This window comes from Halomonas sp. AOP5-B2-8 (assembly GCF_052376475.1).
Classification (GTDB): Bacteria; Pseudomonadota; Gammaproteobacteria; order Pseudomonadales; family Halomonadaceae; genus Vreelandella; species Vreelandella casei.
The window spans coordinates 558,863-572,419 of sequence record NZ_JBQSVS010000001.1; the positions used below are offsets into that span (position 1 = coordinate 558,863).

A 13,557-nucleotide genomic window follows, 5' to 3' on the forward strand; every position below is an offset into this window, starting at 1 on the left:
GAAGTGGAGAATAAGCGCCTAGGCCATTCTCAGCGCAGCGCTTATTAGTACCTCAATTGCAGGGTTAGAACCTTACTTCCACTCCGCCATACACACTGCGTCCTGGCGCGGGCTCGTAAAAGCGCCCAAAGGTGCCGTTCAGGCGCACGTTAGCGAAATGCTCCTCATCAAGTAGATTACGTATGCCGACATAAGCATTCAGCCTGGTGTCGCTGCCCAGCGCCCAGCCATCCCCCACCCGCAAATTGACCAGCCAGTAGCTATCAACCTCTGTGTCGTTGGCGTTGTCTGCGACCATATCGCCCACGTACTGGGTTTCCAGCGTTGCAAAGCGTTCATCAAGGCCTTGCCAACTTAGCTGATTGACCCATGTTTGCTCGGGCAAACCGGGAATACGATTACCATCAAAACGCTCAGCTGGCGTTGCAAAACCATCAAATTCGTAGCGCGCCAACGTTAAGGCGCTGTCCAATCGCCACTGGCTGGCTAACTGCCAACCTAGCGCCAGCTCAATCCCATCACGGTCGGTATCGCCCGCGTTTTGATAGAAGGTGCGAGCACCCTCGTCATACGGCACTAACTCATCGCGCACACGCACCGAAAACAGTGCCAAGTCGTAATCCATCGCCAGCGGTTCAACGTAACCGCGCAGACCTATCTCACGATTCCAGGCCTTTTGCGGCGAAATTGAAGGGTTGAAACCGCCACCCGAGGGGTTAGCAAACTCTGAGAAGGTGGGCGTTTCAAACGCGGTACCGGTATTCACATATGCCTGATGCTGTGGGCGATAGCGGTAGCTCAAACCCGCTGAGCCACTCCATTCGTTGAAGGTTTGCTCACCGCTTTGATCGCCATCGTCCAGGTAGCGGTCGTCGACCTCTAACTCTACTCGGTCAAAGCGGGCACCCAGCGAGAGTGTTACCTGCTCGGAAAGCGCCAAATCCCCCTGAGCAAAGACCCCGGCCGAGGTTGCCGTTTGCGTCTCTTCCGCCAATTGCTCACCCACCACGCCCTGAGCGTTTACGTCATTACGAAAGCGCTCATCGTTTTGACGCGCCACATCCACACCGGTGATATAGCTCAGCGGCAGGCTGCCTACATTAATTTCATGATGATACTCAGCGCTCGCGCCCAGGTAATCACGCTGATAGCCCAACCGGCTACTGCCCACGAACGGCAGCTGCTGCTCAAAATCACGCTGCGCAACAAAACCCTTTACATAGAGCTCGCCAGGGCCTGCGGACAGATCTTCGTACTGTAAGCCGAGCAGCTGCTGATCAACGTTTTGCCTAGCATCCAATGCTATGGAGTTTGGGGCGGCCTGATCACGCCCGTTCGCGACTTCGCGTGCATTTAGCGCACCAGAATCTTCGGAGCGCGGGTTTTCAAGCAAATTGATAATGGCCGTTATCGCCCTTCCGCTGCCTAACTCACGGCGCAGTTTGGCATTTAGCAAATACTTTTCAGTCGAGCTCTGCTCACGATAGCCATCAACATTGAGCGCCGAAAGACTTACATGATGCGACCAGTCTCCTTGAGAACCGCCGGTTTGCAGCGACGTTTTTCGATAGCCGTCACTCCCAACCTCCGCGCGCAGGCGCGTTCCTGGGTTATCGCGACCGTCGGCGGTAGTCACCGCGATCACTCCGCCAGCCGCGTTGCCGTAAAGCACCGAAGAGGGCCCGCGAATGACCTCGATACGCTCGGCGCTGTCTAAATCGATGGCATCAAGCTGCGCTTGACCGTCGGGCAGCGTGTAGGGAATGCCATCGACCATCACGGTAATGCCACGCACGCCAAACGGTGCCCGCGCGCCAAAACCTCGAATAGAGATTCGCTGGCCCTGGGCAAAGTTATCTCGGTTTTGCACAAACACGCCCGGTACGCGCACTAATGCCTCATCCAGGCGAGCACGCTGCTGCCCCTGTGCAATGGCGTCACGGTCAAGCGTTGAGACCGCGGCAGGCGTTGCGTACAGTTCGCGCGCCAGGCGCGGTGCCGTGACCTCTAGCGTGTCCATCGCGCTGGAAGTCACTGGCATATTTTGGCCCCAGCTTTGGCTAGCCGTCAGACAGCTTAATAAACAAAAAGACGTGGTCGCTACTCTTCTCAACACGGGGTCCCTCCCAGATACCTCAACGTGAAAATGCATGGCAGGATTGAACGATTTCCTGATCTGGCTAGTCTCTAGTAGTTAATTGAGGCATAGATAAATTGTTTGGTAATGCTTAAACTTGTACAGGCTACACCCCTGAAAGCAAAGGAGGCTTCATGGCGTTTACAGCGACAGATCCAATCAAAATGATTTTTGCGGTTCTATTTCCGCCACTCGGCGTATTTCTTGAAGTCGGATTTAAAGGACATTTCTGGCTGAACATTATTCTAACGCTGTTTGGATTTATACCCGGCATCATCCATGCGTTTTATGTGATATTAAAGCACTAGCATTTAGTTCTCATTGCTTGATAAATGCAACGCCGCCTAAGGTCACACTTAGGCGGCTTTTTTATGCCTAGTCAACGTGGCCATGGAGGCGCCGATGCCAGGAGTGAATGCATTCTCACGGGACTACAGGGCAAGCGCTTTTAAGCTACCCCTTTGCAACCTCTGACGCTTCTTCTACAGGCGTCTCACTTAACTGCTCGCCTTCGCTACGCGCAATCACCGATGTGCCGACTAAATCGCCGGTCACGTTCAAGGCCGTGGCGCCCATGCCTACCAGTGCATCAATAGCGGCGAGCAACGCAACGGTTTCAATCGGCAGCCCGACCTGGGCAAACACCGTGGCAATCATAATGATACCGGCACCCGGCACCCCGGCAGTGCCCACCGAGACCAGCGTACCAATCAGCACAATCTGTACCATGCTGATGAAATCCAGCGGCGCGCCAATCACGTTGGCGGCAAAGACTGCCGAGATAGCGATACGAATCGCCGCCCCATCCATATTCAAAGTGGCCCCTAGCGGCAGGCTGAAGCCATAAATACTCTTAGAAATTCCTAAACGGCGGGCCGCGTTGACCGTTAACGGCAGCGTGCCAGAGCTACTTTGAGTGGCAAATGCCGTGAGCATGGGCGTGCGTGCCTCACGGAAGAAGGTGCGTAGTTTCACACCAAATAAACGCATGATGCCGCAATAAAGCAGCACATGAACGCCCAGCGCGATATACAGCACAACCACCATATCACCCAACGATAGCAGCGTTTCCAAGCCTTGACGGCTCACCGTTTCGGCGACAATTGCAAAGACGCCGATGGGCACATAGTGCAACACCCCTGACATAACTTTTAGCGTGACATCGTTTAGTGCCTCAATCACCTCGTACAACCGCTCGCCCATCGCATGCTGGCGCGGTGATTGGCGCATTTTTAGCAGCGCAATACCAAACACTAATGCCGTAAAAATAATGCCCAGCATATTAAGCTCGGCAAAAGCCCCGATAATATTATCCGGCACGATGTTAAGCAGCGCCTCGACAACGCCAGGGTTTTCAGGCACCGAAAAACTGGCTTCGTCGTTGAGCGTCATGCCACTTCCGGGGCTAAACAGCGTAGCAACCGTTAAGCCCACCATAATGGCCAGCGCTGAAGACGCCAGATAATAGCCAAAGACCTTTCCGCCTATACGCCCCGCGCTACCCTCGCGCGACTGGTTAACCCCCACCATCAGCGTGAACAGCACGATGGGCACAATCAAAAAGGTCAGTAGCCGCAGCAGTAAATCACCCAGCGGTGCCAGCCAAACGGCCACTGCATCCCCGCCAACAAGCCCGACTAACACGCCCAATACCAGCGCGATGGTGACGCGTAAAATCAACGACGCGTTCAAATAGGCCTTCCATATGCGTGTCATTTGAGTCCCTACAGGTTTGAATACGTTGATGGGCCTATTTTGATAAGCCTGCACACCACCTTATTAGTGTGGCACAGCAAGATCGACAAGGTGAGTAGGCGGCAGTAAATCGAGGCTATGGCAGACCATCCGTATGTTGGTATGTGGGTAACTGAAGATGGACGTATTCGTCATGATCTTTTACCCAACAATCGCTACGACGAGGCCCGTGGTGAGCATAAAAGTGCTTACCAGGGCCGCTATCGAGTAACGAATAACTACATAGAATACTGGGATGACACCGGTTTTACCGCTGATGGTGAGTTCATCGATGGCGTGCTCTATCACGCAGGTATGGTGCTATATCGTAAAAAGTAAGCAATGCCATTCTTTACAGCGCTATTATTCAGTAACGGCAACAGCCACCGGCTTACTAAAAGCCAGTGGCTTTAGAGGCACAGCAATACAGTGGAGCAGTTTAAGATTTCTTCCACTTAGAGACGCTTCCTACAATGCGAGGCAGTATAGACAACAGTAGTAAAGCCAGAAAAATCAGCGTAATAGGCCGTTCCAATATAAACCCTAAGCTACCTCCGCTGATCTGCATACTTCTTACTAGCTCACCTTCAGCCATACTACCGACTAATAGACCTACCACCGTAGCGGCCACTGGAAAGCCATACAAACGCATCAGCCATCCCAGGATACCCGTAACCACAACGGTAATCGGGCCCACCATATTTCCTGTAATGGTGTAAGAACCTGCGACAGAAAGCACCATTACCACGGGAATCATGAATTTAAGCGAAATTTTGACGATATATCCCGCCAAAAAAATAAAGCCCAGCCCAACCACCAACAATAAGGCGGCCTGAGCCATATTGCCAAGAATCAGGGCATAGACAATGTCGGTATTTTCGCGGATGAACCGTGGGCCTCCCGTCACATTATGCAAAGCAAACGCGCTGAGCAATACAGCGGTACCCGCGCCGCCCGGCAACCCCAGCGCCAGAAGGGTAATCATTGAACCCCCTTCAGAACTGCTGTTAGCCGACTCTGCCGCAATGAGCCCGGAAGGATGGCCTTTGCCAAAAGACTCTGGCTCTTTCGACTGCTTTTTCGCCGTTGCATAAGCGGCAAGGTTAGCGATACTTGCCCCTACGCCAGGAATGGCGCCTATAACCGCACCCATCCCCCCTCCCCGCAGCACCTGTAGTGGCCTGCTTGCCGCAAACGCCATTCCTTCCAAAATACTGCGAAACCGGACAACACGGTTCTCCTGTGCATCCACGATGTAGTTTTTACCAACCAGATTAAACAACTCAGACGCCGCGAAAAAGCCGATGAGCGCAGGTATGGCCGGAATACCATCCAGCAAGTACATACTGCCAAAGGTTCCTCGCATCTGTCCTGCATCGCTGTAGCCGACAGTGCTAATCAGAATACCCAGCGCGCCCGCTGCTAGCCCTTTAGAAATGCTAGCGTCATTCAACACGGCAATCAGCGTGACCCCCCATAGAGCAATAACCAACATCTCCGTTGGCCCTAGCTTAAGAACCCAATGGGATACTGATTGAACTGTCAGCAGTAGCAGCAAGTATCCGACTAACGTGCCTAGTACGGAAGCCATTAACCCAATGCCGAGCGCTTGAGCATGCTGCCCTTTGCGCGCCATAGGATAGCCGTCAAAGGCCGTGGCTACCGAGGAGGATGTGCCGGGTATATTCATCATGATAGCGGGTATCGCACCGCCGAAACCGCCGCCTGTAAAAATGGCAGTCAGAAATAGAATAGCGGGTAGAAAATCCATATACAGCGTAGCAGGGAGAAACACCGCCATGGCAATAGAAATCGACAGCCCCGGTATCGAGCCAAAGAACAATCCGATTATCAAGCCAGGGACGACCACCCACCACGCTGCTGGCGTGCTTGCGAGCAGCTCAATCGCGGCCTGGAATGCATCCGTATCAATCATGAATTTCAGCACCTTTGTCGTTAAAGCAGGATAGTCGGAAGGCGTACGTTAAGAAGCTGGACAAATACCAACACCACAACGAAAGAGACCAGCACGCCACTTCCTAGCAACACCCACCAGCGCTTTTCTCCTTGCACGTAAAGCGTCAAAGCAAGAAACACGAAGCTGCCTATATCAAAACCAATGAATGGCAGTGCACCCACGTAAAGAACCAACAGCGCCATGAAAAGAAGGGTTTTGACTGGAACAGTGCGGCCTGAATCATGCGCATGCTCCCGGTACCAATCCACAATTTTCGTACCTGTAATAACCAATAGAGATGCAATGCCGATACCGGCGACGGGGACTACCAACACCCAGTCGGTAGCCCCACGAGCAGCGGCATGAACGCCGTGAGCGTAGTAGAAAAACGCCCCCGCTAGCGTTAACGAAAAAAGTACATTTCCCCATGGGAAGGAGCGGCTAAAAGTTGAAGACGTCATAACTCCTACTGCCTTTTGTAAAACGATCAAAACACCGTACGCGGCTACTTGACTAAAGGTGCGTACTGTTGAATAGCTTCATAGGTAGCATTAATAAGCGCCTGACTCTCTTCAGGCGTTAGCCAATCAGCACCCATTCGTGCGTTTTTCGCCCACTCTTGAAACTCGTCACTTTCTAACGTTTCTTGGTACACCTGCACGATGCGATCGTAACGTTCGGGATATTCCTCCTGCAGAGAAGAATGCACCATAAGGCCTGAGACATTCCCACCAATCAGCGGTAAAGGCTCAACGCCGAACTCAGCCAGTTCATTGTTTAGGAGTGGTGCATCCCAGCTATCGCTTGGCTGATCGTGTACAACAGCCAGTGCTCGCACCTCTTCATTTATCGTCAGCGCAGCCTCGGCGGCAAGAATCTCAAAATCCACTTGGTTGCCAGCCAGCGCCGTACGTAATGGAGCACCGCCGCTATAGGTCACAAAGCGCACATTTTCATGATCGATACCCAGCGCATCCATCATGACGAGCGTTTGGATATGCCCCCCGTTACCCACAATAATGCCGGAGCTGACCTCACCGGGTTCGCGCATGGCCTCAATTAATTGCTCAAGATTTTCGTAGGGGCTGCTGTTGTGCACGGCAAGCACACCATAATCATTCCACTGCGCACTCAAGAGCGAAAAATCCTGCCACTCAACCGGCGCACCACTTACCTCAATGGCACTTGCTAAGTAGGGCGTCGCCTGCATGACAAGCAAGGTTTCTCCGTCAGCTGATTGTTGTTGAAAGTAGGTAGCGCCTAAAGCGCCAGCACCACCCGGTCGATTCACGACGGTAATAGGCATGCCAAAGCGAGGGGACATATGCTCGGCCAACCCGCGAGCCAACCGGTCTGCGCTGCCGCCCGCATCGAAAGGCACCACAATTTCCAGAGGGCTATCAGGCCAGTCGTCTGCAAGCGCTAAGGAAGATACACTTAACGTGAGCAAGGGGAGCACCCAAAGGGAGCGACAAAGAACATGAGAAATAACTGAAGCTTTCTTGAATCGCAGTTGATATGGCATATCACTTCTCCGATTATCGGATTGTTATTGAATATCTCGTTATTAAATATTTCGTTATTGATCATCTAGCAGACATGTCAGAGAGCTTTGTGTTATTGGTCGAGCTAACATGCGCTATTGATGCATGGTATCTTTGTTATGTCAATAGAACAAACAAAACACCCACCTTACCTAGGAGGCGATGTGCGAGAGCTATCTTACTCGCCCTCATTTGAGAGCTCTAACGATCCCTGGCCCAAACATCATCGGGTTTATCTGGTATTGCGTCAGGAGATCCTGGAAGGAAACTATCCTCCAGATCAATCAATGCCCAACGAAGTATTATTGGCCCAACAGTTTGGTGTTTCACGCATCACAATGCGTAAGGCAATGGAGCGCCTTAATCGAGAAGGATTGGTTGAACGACACCGCGGTAAGGGCACGTTCCCCATCGCTGCCAACGAAGCCTCGCCGATACAGGCAAGTATCTCTGGAGTTCTAGAAAACCTAATTGCGATGGGACTGACTACGGATGTGGACGTGCTAGATTTTGGCTACGTAGCTGCCACCAGCATCATTGCCCATCAGCTGCAATTGACTGCCGGTAGCTTGGTACAAAAAGCAACTCGTATAAGAAGTCATCATGGCACCCCGTTCTCGCTATTAACCACCTATGTTCCTGAACATATAGGCCGCTCATTTTCGCAAGACGACCTAACTACTCAGCCCCTGCTACTTCTATTTGCACGAGCTAATGTAACGATTTCCCACGCAAAGCAAACAATCACCGCCAAACTAGCGACGCCAAAGCAAGCAAATCTGCTTAAGATGGAGCCAGGTGACGCGCTACTATGCATAAGTCGCATCGTTTTCGATGAACATCAGCAACCGGTTGAGTTCATCGAAGGTTTTTATTGCCCTGAAACTTATGAACATCAAGTATCATTAGGCGTTAAAACTCATGATAATCAGCAGGTTTGGGACACATGATGTTTTGCCATTAGCATGGCAGCCGCTATTGTGAGCTGCTTTCAATCAATCGTCATAGAGCCAAAAAAGGAATTTCTGCATGCGCGTACCCACCATCTGTTTAGCGGCAACGGCACTGGCACTTTTGATGAGCGGCTGTGCACAGCATCAGCCCGCGAGCAGTTCAGATACTTTGGCTGAAATTCGTTATCAGGTAGGCCCTTGCTACGGCACCTGCCCTGTTTACAGCGTAGCGGTTGAGGCAGATGGCACCACGCGCTTCACGGGCGAGCGCCACACGGCCACTGAAGGTGAACACACGCTGGCTGGCGATGCCACGACGTTTAGTGCACTACAAACACGCCTAGCATCTTGGCAGCCGAATATGGGCACCACGCAACAAACGCTTGATTGTGAACCCCGCGCGACTGACCTGCCTCAATATACCGTCACCTGGATTAACGGCGAGGGCGAACAGGCGGTACTGGAACACGATACGGGCTGTCACTCTGACAGTGGCCGTGAGCTGACCAACACCCTCAGAAGCCTCAATAAAGAGCTGAACATTGAACAGTGGGTGCAGCAGTAAACGCATCGCTAGCCATGATGACAAGCATGCAAAATCGTCACCGAGGAGTACCCATGCACGCTATTAATCCCCGCAAGCTGCACCACAGCAAATGGACGGCGGTGCAACCCAGCAATAAAGAGAAACACTTCTTGGTGACCAAGCTGCTGCGCGATGAAGACGACAACGTCGTCGATGTCGTGATTGAAGCCATCCACTCGCATCGCGAAGTCGTTGTGCCGTGGCAACGTCTAAAAGATGCCAGCGTATGGAAAATGGGCTGGCAGTAATGAATCTGACCCTGCCATAGAGGCAAAAGCCAAGAAAGGCGTTGACACATCTAAATATTAATGACACTGTGTCGCCAGTTGGTTAGCAAGCAGCATGGTTTCAGAAGTGTACGAAAAAGATTCAGAAGTGTACGAGATTGATATGTACGAAATCTTTCGGCAAGCCTGTAATTGTATTCCTTGTTTTATCCGCTATTAATCTGGGTGATACCAGGAACTTTATTAAGCGCTTTGCGCGAAAGGATTTTTACTATGTCTACTGGCACAGTTAAGTGGTTCAACGATACTAAAGGCTTCGGTTTTATTGCTCCTTCTGACGGCGGCGATGACCTGTTCGCTCATTTCTCTGAAATTCAGTCAGACGGCTTTAAAACCCTGCAAGAAGGCGCTAACGTTTCTTTTGACGTTACCCAGGGTAAGAAAGGCCTTCAGGCTTCAAACATCAAGCAAATTTCTTAAGCCTACGTTTTTTAAAACATAGCGCTTTTAAGTTTGCTCGAACCTTACGAGGTTCGAATAACAAGGCCCGCTTATGCGGGCCTTGTTGCGTTTGCTAGTTAACAATTGCGTTTGAGCCCTACTCACTTCGCAACCAATGCACCAGGCGCACCTCTACCGTAATCGCAAGTGCTTCAAGCGCCCCAGCGCGAGCACGGCCTTCGGCACTAGCTCGATAAAGGTGCGGCGTCATCGCCAGCAGATCCGAAATGTCTTCAGCGCCTTCAAGTGCGAGTGAATAGCAGAGGCGCTCAGTATGGTGATGTATAAAACCCTCCGGCACCTTTGACTCACTTGAACGCTCGGGCTTTAAGGTGGGGTAGATAATTTCCCGTAGCTCGCGCAAATGGCTTGGCCCCGCCTCAATCTGTAACAGCATGCCGCCCGGTTTCAACACGCGCGCAAATTCGCCCATGACGGGAAAGCCAAACATGCACAGCACACTGTCTAATGTTTGTGATTGCACCGGCAAATGCGCGTTGCTGCCGACCACCCATTGGCTTTGCGGTGTTTGACTATGTTCTTGTTCCCCCCCCCGCCGACTATCCTGCTTAGCCGCGGCCAGCACCGCCCACTTTGAGATATCCAGACCCATTAGCGCCAGCGGCAACGCATCCTGCGCCGCGCTAGCTAACTGGCGCAGGTAGTAACCTTCACCACAGCCTGCATCCAAACAGCTAAACGGCGTATCGCGTATCGACTGACGCTTCGCCTGGCTCAACACGGCACGACTCACCGCATCTGCAATTGGCCGATAGTAGCCAGCGTCAAGAAAGCGCTGACGAGCAGCCACCATGGCTTTACTATCGCCTGGGTCGCTTGAGCGCTTTTGCTGCACCGGAAGCAAGTTCACATAGCCCTGCTTGGCGATATCAAAGCTGTGTTTTGAAGGACTAGGTTTTGAAGAACTAGGTTTTGAAGGATCATGTTTTGAAGGATCATGTTTTGAAAAATCATGCTTTGAAGGGCTATGCCCAGCGCTACATCGCCAGGTGCTGCCTTCCAGATAAAGGGGCTCGCCATCCAGCGGGCATGCCAGTGATTGAAAAGGGGTTATGCTCATCGCTATTTCTTCGCAGGTTATGGGTTTAGCGCGTCACCAGGACAATGCCGACTAAGATAACGCCGCCACCCATTAGAAAATTGGTGCTTAACGGTTCATTGAGCAATAGGGTACCAAAAAGCACGCCGAAAAGCGGGCCGAGAAAAGAGAACACGCCCAACTGCGAAGCGCGATAACGACGCAACAATGTGAACCACAGCATCAGTGCGGCAAACGAAATAATTAGCGCCTGAAAGCCAAGGCTAGCGACAGCCATGGACGTAAACTGTGGATTCACTAACTGGCCCGATAGAGCGGCCACTGGCAGTAACAATAGGGCCGTAATGCTTAGTTGATAGCTTAGAGTAAGCTCTGCCGGCGCCTCGGAAAGCGAGGTCCTGCGGATCACGACGGTCGTGGCCGCCCACGAAAGGCCAGCCAGCAAGCCCAGAGCATCGCCAATAATAATATGGATGCCATAAGCACCGCTTGGCGCCATCGCTATCACCATTCCTAAAAACGCTAGACCGACACCCCACCATTGGCGGGCTGAAAGCTGCTCACCAGGCACCCAAAGATGTAATCCCAACGCCGCAAAGATGGGGGCCGTATAAAGAAAGACCGACATGTGTGATGCAAGCGTATAGTTAAGCCCCCATGCAACAAAACCGAACTCGGCAGCAAATCCGAGTCCAACCAGCAACCCAGGGCCCCAGTGATGGCCCACCTCTTTCCAACGAATTCCTCGCCAATAGGCGAGCAACCCTACCAGGCATCCTGCGATAGCGGAGCGCAATGCTATTTGTACAACGGGTGAGATATCTTCAGCCACGCCTTTAATTGCCACTTGCTGAAATCCCAACACCAGACAAAACAACAGCATCAGCGATGCTGCCGTAGCATCCATCGACTTACGCTGAGAAATGGCAGCAGAAGTGAATGAGGCCGTCCTTTGATGGTTCATTACGTACTCCTGTAAGATCAAGGTGGCCATTTCAGCAGGGCGCTCGATTTTCTACAAACGATTACTTTTCAGGCCTAGGCTCAGGAAAACTCATGCTATGCGAATTGAAAGACTACCGCTGAATGCACTGCGTGCGTTTGCCGAAGCGGTGCGAGAAAATAGCTTCAAAGCCGCTGCACATCGCCTAGATGTTACCCCGGGTGCAGTTAGCCGACAGGTTAAACTGTTAGAAGACCGCTTGGGCGTGAAGCTATTTGAACGCCATGCTAATGGGGTTTGTGCCACTGAAGCGGGCCATATGCTGGCTGAAGATGTGCAAGCCGGCCTGTTGCGTATCGCCAACGGCGTACAGCATGTCACCGAGCGCTCCGAAGATGCCTTTCAATTGCTACTGAGTGCACCGCCTTCTTTTCTACAGCTGTGGCTACTTCCTCGCCTGCCCCACTTTGAAGCTAGCGAACGGCAAGCTGAAATATCTCTGGATGCCGAAGCGCGCTTAATCTCACCGTTATGGTTGCCTAACAGAGCACGCTTAGCGTTGCGCTATGGCCAAGGCCCCTGGCCGGGTGTTACCAGTCTGCGACTGTTTGAAGACACCCTCTTTCCCGTGTGTTCACCATCCCTACTCAAGCAGGCAAACTTGCAAGCCCCTAGCGACTTGCTAACCCAGACATTGCTCACCGTGGACTGGTGTCGTCATGCGGGTCCCCCAATACCAAACTGGCATGACTGGTTTAAAAGCACTGGGGTAGCGATGCACAAAAAACCCAATCAGCGGCAATACTCGCTATACAGCCTGGCACTCGATCAGGCCATTGCCGGGCAAGGTGTGGTACTTGCTAGCTACCCTTTGGTCGCTGATCGGCTCGCTAGCGGTGTTTTGGTACGCCCTTTTGCAGACAGATACTCGCTGGCGTCTCCCTTAACCTACGATCTACTTCTGCCTATCGAAGGAGATATGCCACCGGCGGTAGCTCGCTTCGTCACTTGGCTGCAGCAGGAAGCCACCAACTTCCGCACAATATAGTGGCTGCTTAGCGACGTTAACGATCTACCCGGGCGTACTCTTTAAACAACACCGATTGCCACTGGCGAACGGCCAGCACAGACGTGGTGCCAAAGCGCTTATGGATAGGCAGGCTACTTTCCCGCTCACACAGGGCATGAAACTCTTTTGCGAGGCGCTGCATCGTCTGCTGCCACTCTTCATTACCCGCGGGGGACAACAAGCCGTTCAGCACCATTAGCTTTTCGCTGTCACTATCAAAGCGGGAGCGAAAAAACTCGCTGGCTAGATATTGCTGGAAAAAGCACTGGATCGGCCCACCCGGGCGCCAGCGAAAATTCGCGGCTACCCGGCGCCTTATCCGGTTACCTGGCAACAGGTCGATCAACTTAAGCCGTTCAAGTTTAACCAGTTGCTGTGTGCATTCGGCCTCGCTCAACTGGTATTGATGATGGATTTCGTTGAAGCTATAGCCATTAATGACGCACACAGCGACCAGAAACAGCTCGCGATCATCGGCAATACTTTGCTCTTGAGCCTGGGTCAGCTGCTGTAAACGCTGTTCGTCATTCTGCATGGCCTGTACCAGCTCGACGAACTCGATATTAAGCTGATCACAAATGCACTCAAGCCGCGCTAGCGTGAAGTGCTGTTCTGCGAACAGGCGCTTAACAGAGGCTTCGCTTAAGGCTAGCCACTGGGCGACATCAGCGTAGGTTTTACCCTGAGCACGAAGCTGGCGTTTCAAGGTCTTAATGAGTGAACTGGCCTGGGACACAAGCGCCTCCTAGCACCAAAAGTAGCAAATAAAGATACTCTAAAGCCTGCATGCTACAACTTAGCGCATTAGAGTTGCAAAAATATCGCCTCTTGCACACATTGCTGCTA

15 protein-coding genes are annotated in these 13,557 nt (G+C 52.2%); 7 read left to right on the top strand and 8 right to left on the bottom strand.

What is annotated here, in order from left to right; translation table 11 throughout:
• Positions 1-64: 64 nt before the first annotated feature.
• Complete coding sequence (locus tag ACT3RP_RS02510) at positions 65-2,041, bottom strand: TonB-dependent receptor family protein (protein ID WP_483393163.1); 1,977 nt, start codon at positions 2,039-2,041, stop codon at positions 65-67.
• A gap of 230 nt (positions 2,042-2,271) precedes the next feature.
• Here ACT3RP_RS02510 and ACT3RP_RS02515 point away from each other — a divergent pair, with 230 nt between their 5' ends.
• Complete coding sequence (locus ACT3RP_RS02515) at positions 2,272-2,445, top strand: YqaE/Pmp3 family membrane protein (protein ID WP_096281858.1); 174 nt, start codon at positions 2,272-2,274, stop codon at positions 2,443-2,445.
• A 145-nt stretch (positions 2,446-2,590) separates the two neighbouring features.
• Here the strand turns inward: ACT3RP_RS02515 and ACT3RP_RS02520 are convergent, their stop codons facing one another.
• On the bottom strand, positions 2,591-3,853 hold the full coding sequence (locus ACT3RP_RS02520; RefSeq protein ID WP_483393164.1) for a dicarboxylate/amino acid:cation symporter: 1,263 nt from the start codon (positions 3,851-3,853) through the stop codon (positions 2,591-2,593).
• A 117-nt stretch (positions 3,854-3,970) separates the two neighbouring features.
• Here ACT3RP_RS02520 and ACT3RP_RS02525 point away from each other — a divergent pair, with 117 nt between their 5' ends.
• Entirely contained in the window at positions 3,971-4,210 is a 240-nt protein-coding gene (locus tag ACT3RP_RS02525) for an Atu4866 domain-containing protein (RefSeq protein WP_444624531.1), read from the top strand.
• Between the two features lie 100 nt (positions 4,211-4,310).
• On the opposite strand, the gene ACT3RP_RS02530 is transcribed toward ACT3RP_RS02525, so the two are convergent.
• The 3 genes from ACT3RP_RS02530 to ACT3RP_RS02540 are packed head-to-tail and all read right to left on the bottom strand — an operon-like array spanning position 4,311 to position 7,278.
• Positions 4,311-5,807: a tripartite tricarboxylate transporter permease gene (locus tag ACT3RP_RS02530; RefSeq protein ID WP_096281864.1), complete on the bottom strand. Its 1,497-nt coding sequence runs from the start codon at positions 5,805-5,807 to the stop codon at positions 4,311-4,313.
• 20 nt (positions 5,808-5,827) lie between these two features.
• Complete coding sequence (locus ACT3RP_RS02535; RefSeq protein WP_096281866.1) at positions 5,828-6,289, bottom strand: tripartite tricarboxylate transporter TctB family protein; 462 nt, start codon at positions 6,287-6,289, stop codon at positions 5,828-5,830.
• A gap of 44 nt (positions 6,290-6,333) precedes the next feature.
• Positions 6,334-7,278, bottom strand: a complete 945-nt coding sequence (locus ACT3RP_RS02540; protein ID WP_483393165.1) for a Bug family tripartite tricarboxylate transporter substrate binding protein — start codon at positions 7,276-7,278, stop codon at positions 6,334-6,336.
• Positions 7,279-7,536: 258 nt separating this feature from the next.
• On the opposite strand from ACT3RP_RS02540, the gene ACT3RP_RS02545 reads away from it, so the two are divergent.
• The 4 genes from ACT3RP_RS02545 (at position 7,537) to ACT3RP_RS02560 (ending at position 9,618) form a co-directional block, all read left to right on the top strand.
• Positions 7,537-8,322 carry a GntR family transcriptional regulator gene (locus ACT3RP_RS02545; protein ID WP_483393166.1) on the top strand — a complete coding sequence of 262 codons (786 nt, stop codon included), beginning with the start codon at positions 7,537-7,539 and terminating at the stop codon, positions 8,320-8,322.
• A gap of 79 nt (positions 8,323-8,401) precedes the next feature.
• Positions 8,402-8,890, top strand: a complete 489-nt coding sequence (locus ACT3RP_RS02550; RefSeq protein WP_483393167.1) for a DUF6438 domain-containing protein — start codon at positions 8,402-8,404, stop codon at positions 8,888-8,890.
• 53 nt (positions 8,891-8,943) lie between these two features.
• Entirely contained in the window at positions 8,944-9,159 is a 216-nt protein-coding gene (locus tag ACT3RP_RS02555) for a TIGR02450 family Trp-rich protein (RefSeq protein WP_096281870.1), read from the top strand.
• Positions 9,160-9,411: 252 nt separating this feature from the next.
• The gene (locus ACT3RP_RS02560; RefSeq protein ID WP_096281871.1) at positions 9,412-9,618 is read left to right on the top strand and encodes a cold-shock protein; all 207 of its coding nucleotides are present in this window, start codon (positions 9,412-9,414) and stop codon (positions 9,616-9,618) included.
• 118 nt (positions 9,619-9,736) lie between these two features.
• On the opposite strand, the gene ACT3RP_RS02565 is transcribed toward ACT3RP_RS02560, so the two are convergent.
• Together ACT3RP_RS02565 and ACT3RP_RS02570 are read right to left on the bottom strand one after the other, a co-directional pair.
• On the bottom strand, positions 9,737-10,720 hold the full coding sequence (locus ACT3RP_RS02565) for a putative RNA methyltransferase (RefSeq protein WP_483393168.1): 984 nt from the start codon (positions 10,718-10,720) through the stop codon (positions 9,737-9,739).
• 25 nt (positions 10,721-10,745) lie between these two features.
• Positions 10,746-11,663, bottom strand: a complete 918-nt coding sequence (locus ACT3RP_RS02570) for a DMT family transporter (RefSeq protein WP_483393169.1) — start codon at positions 11,661-11,663, stop codon at positions 10,746-10,748.
• Between the two features lie 97 nt (positions 11,664-11,760).
• Here ACT3RP_RS02570 and ACT3RP_RS02575 point away from each other — a divergent pair, with 97 nt between their 5' ends.
• Positions 11,761-12,690: a LysR substrate-binding domain-containing protein gene (locus tag ACT3RP_RS02575; protein WP_096281874.1), complete on the top strand. Its 930-nt coding sequence runs from the start codon at positions 11,761-11,763 to the stop codon at positions 12,688-12,690.
• Positions 12,691-12,706: 16 nt separating this feature from the next.
• Here ACT3RP_RS02575 and ACT3RP_RS02580 read toward each other — a convergent pair whose 3' ends face one another.
• Entirely contained in the window at positions 12,707-13,447 is a 741-nt protein-coding gene (locus ACT3RP_RS02580) for a helix-turn-helix domain-containing protein (protein ID WP_096281875.1), read from the bottom strand.
• Positions 13,448-13,557: the final 110 nt, after the last annotated feature.

What these genes read in the sequence shown, in the direction of transcription:
- ACT3RP_RS02555 (WP_096281870.1), top strand. Translation starts at nt 8,944, where the DNA reads ATGCACGCTATTAATCCCCGCAAGCTGCACCACAGCAAATGGACGGCG.
- ACT3RP_RS02520 (WP_483393164.1), bottom strand. Translation starts at nt 3,853, where the DNA reads ATGACACGCATATGGAAGGCCTATTTGAACGCGTCGTTGATTTTACGC.
- ACT3RP_RS02535 (WP_096281866.1), bottom strand. Translation starts at nt 6,289, where the DNA reads ATGACGTCTTCAACTTTTAGCCGCTCCTTCCCATGGGGAAATGTACTT.
- ACT3RP_RS02510 (WP_483393163.1), bottom strand. Translation starts at nt 2,041, where the DNA reads ATGCCAGTGACTTCCAGCGCGATGGACACGCTAGAGGTCACGGCACCG.
- ACT3RP_RS02550 (WP_483393167.1), top strand. Translation starts at nt 8,402, where the DNA reads ATGCGCGTACCCACCATCTGTTTAGCGGCAACGGCACTGGCACTTTTG.
- ACT3RP_RS02515 (WP_096281858.1), top strand. Translation starts at nt 2,272, where the DNA reads ATGGCGTTTACAGCGACAGATCCAATCAAAATGATTTTTGCGGTTCTA.
- ACT3RP_RS02525 (WP_444624531.1), top strand. Translation starts at nt 3,971, where the DNA reads ATGGCAGACCATCCGTATGTTGGTATGTGGGTAACTGAAGATGGACGT.
- ACT3RP_RS02565 (WP_483393168.1), bottom strand. Translation starts at nt 10,720, where the DNA reads ATGAGCATAACCCCTTTTCAATCACTGGCATGCCCGCTGGATGGCGAG.
- ACT3RP_RS02575 (WP_096281874.1), top strand. Translation starts at nt 11,761, where the DNA reads ATGCGAATTGAAAGACTACCGCTGAATGCACTGCGTGCGTTTGCCGAA.
- ACT3RP_RS02530 (WP_096281864.1), bottom strand. Translation starts at nt 5,807, where the DNA reads ATGATTGATACGGATGCATTCCAGGCCGCGATTGAGCTGCTCGCAAGC.
- ACT3RP_RS02570 (WP_483393169.1), bottom strand. Translation starts at nt 11,663, where the DNA reads ATGAACCATCAAAGGACGGCCTCATTCACTTCTGCTGCCATTTCTCAG.
- ACT3RP_RS02560 (WP_096281871.1), top strand. Translation starts at nt 9,412, where the DNA reads ATGTCTACTGGCACAGTTAAGTGGTTCAACGATACTAAAGGCTTCGGT.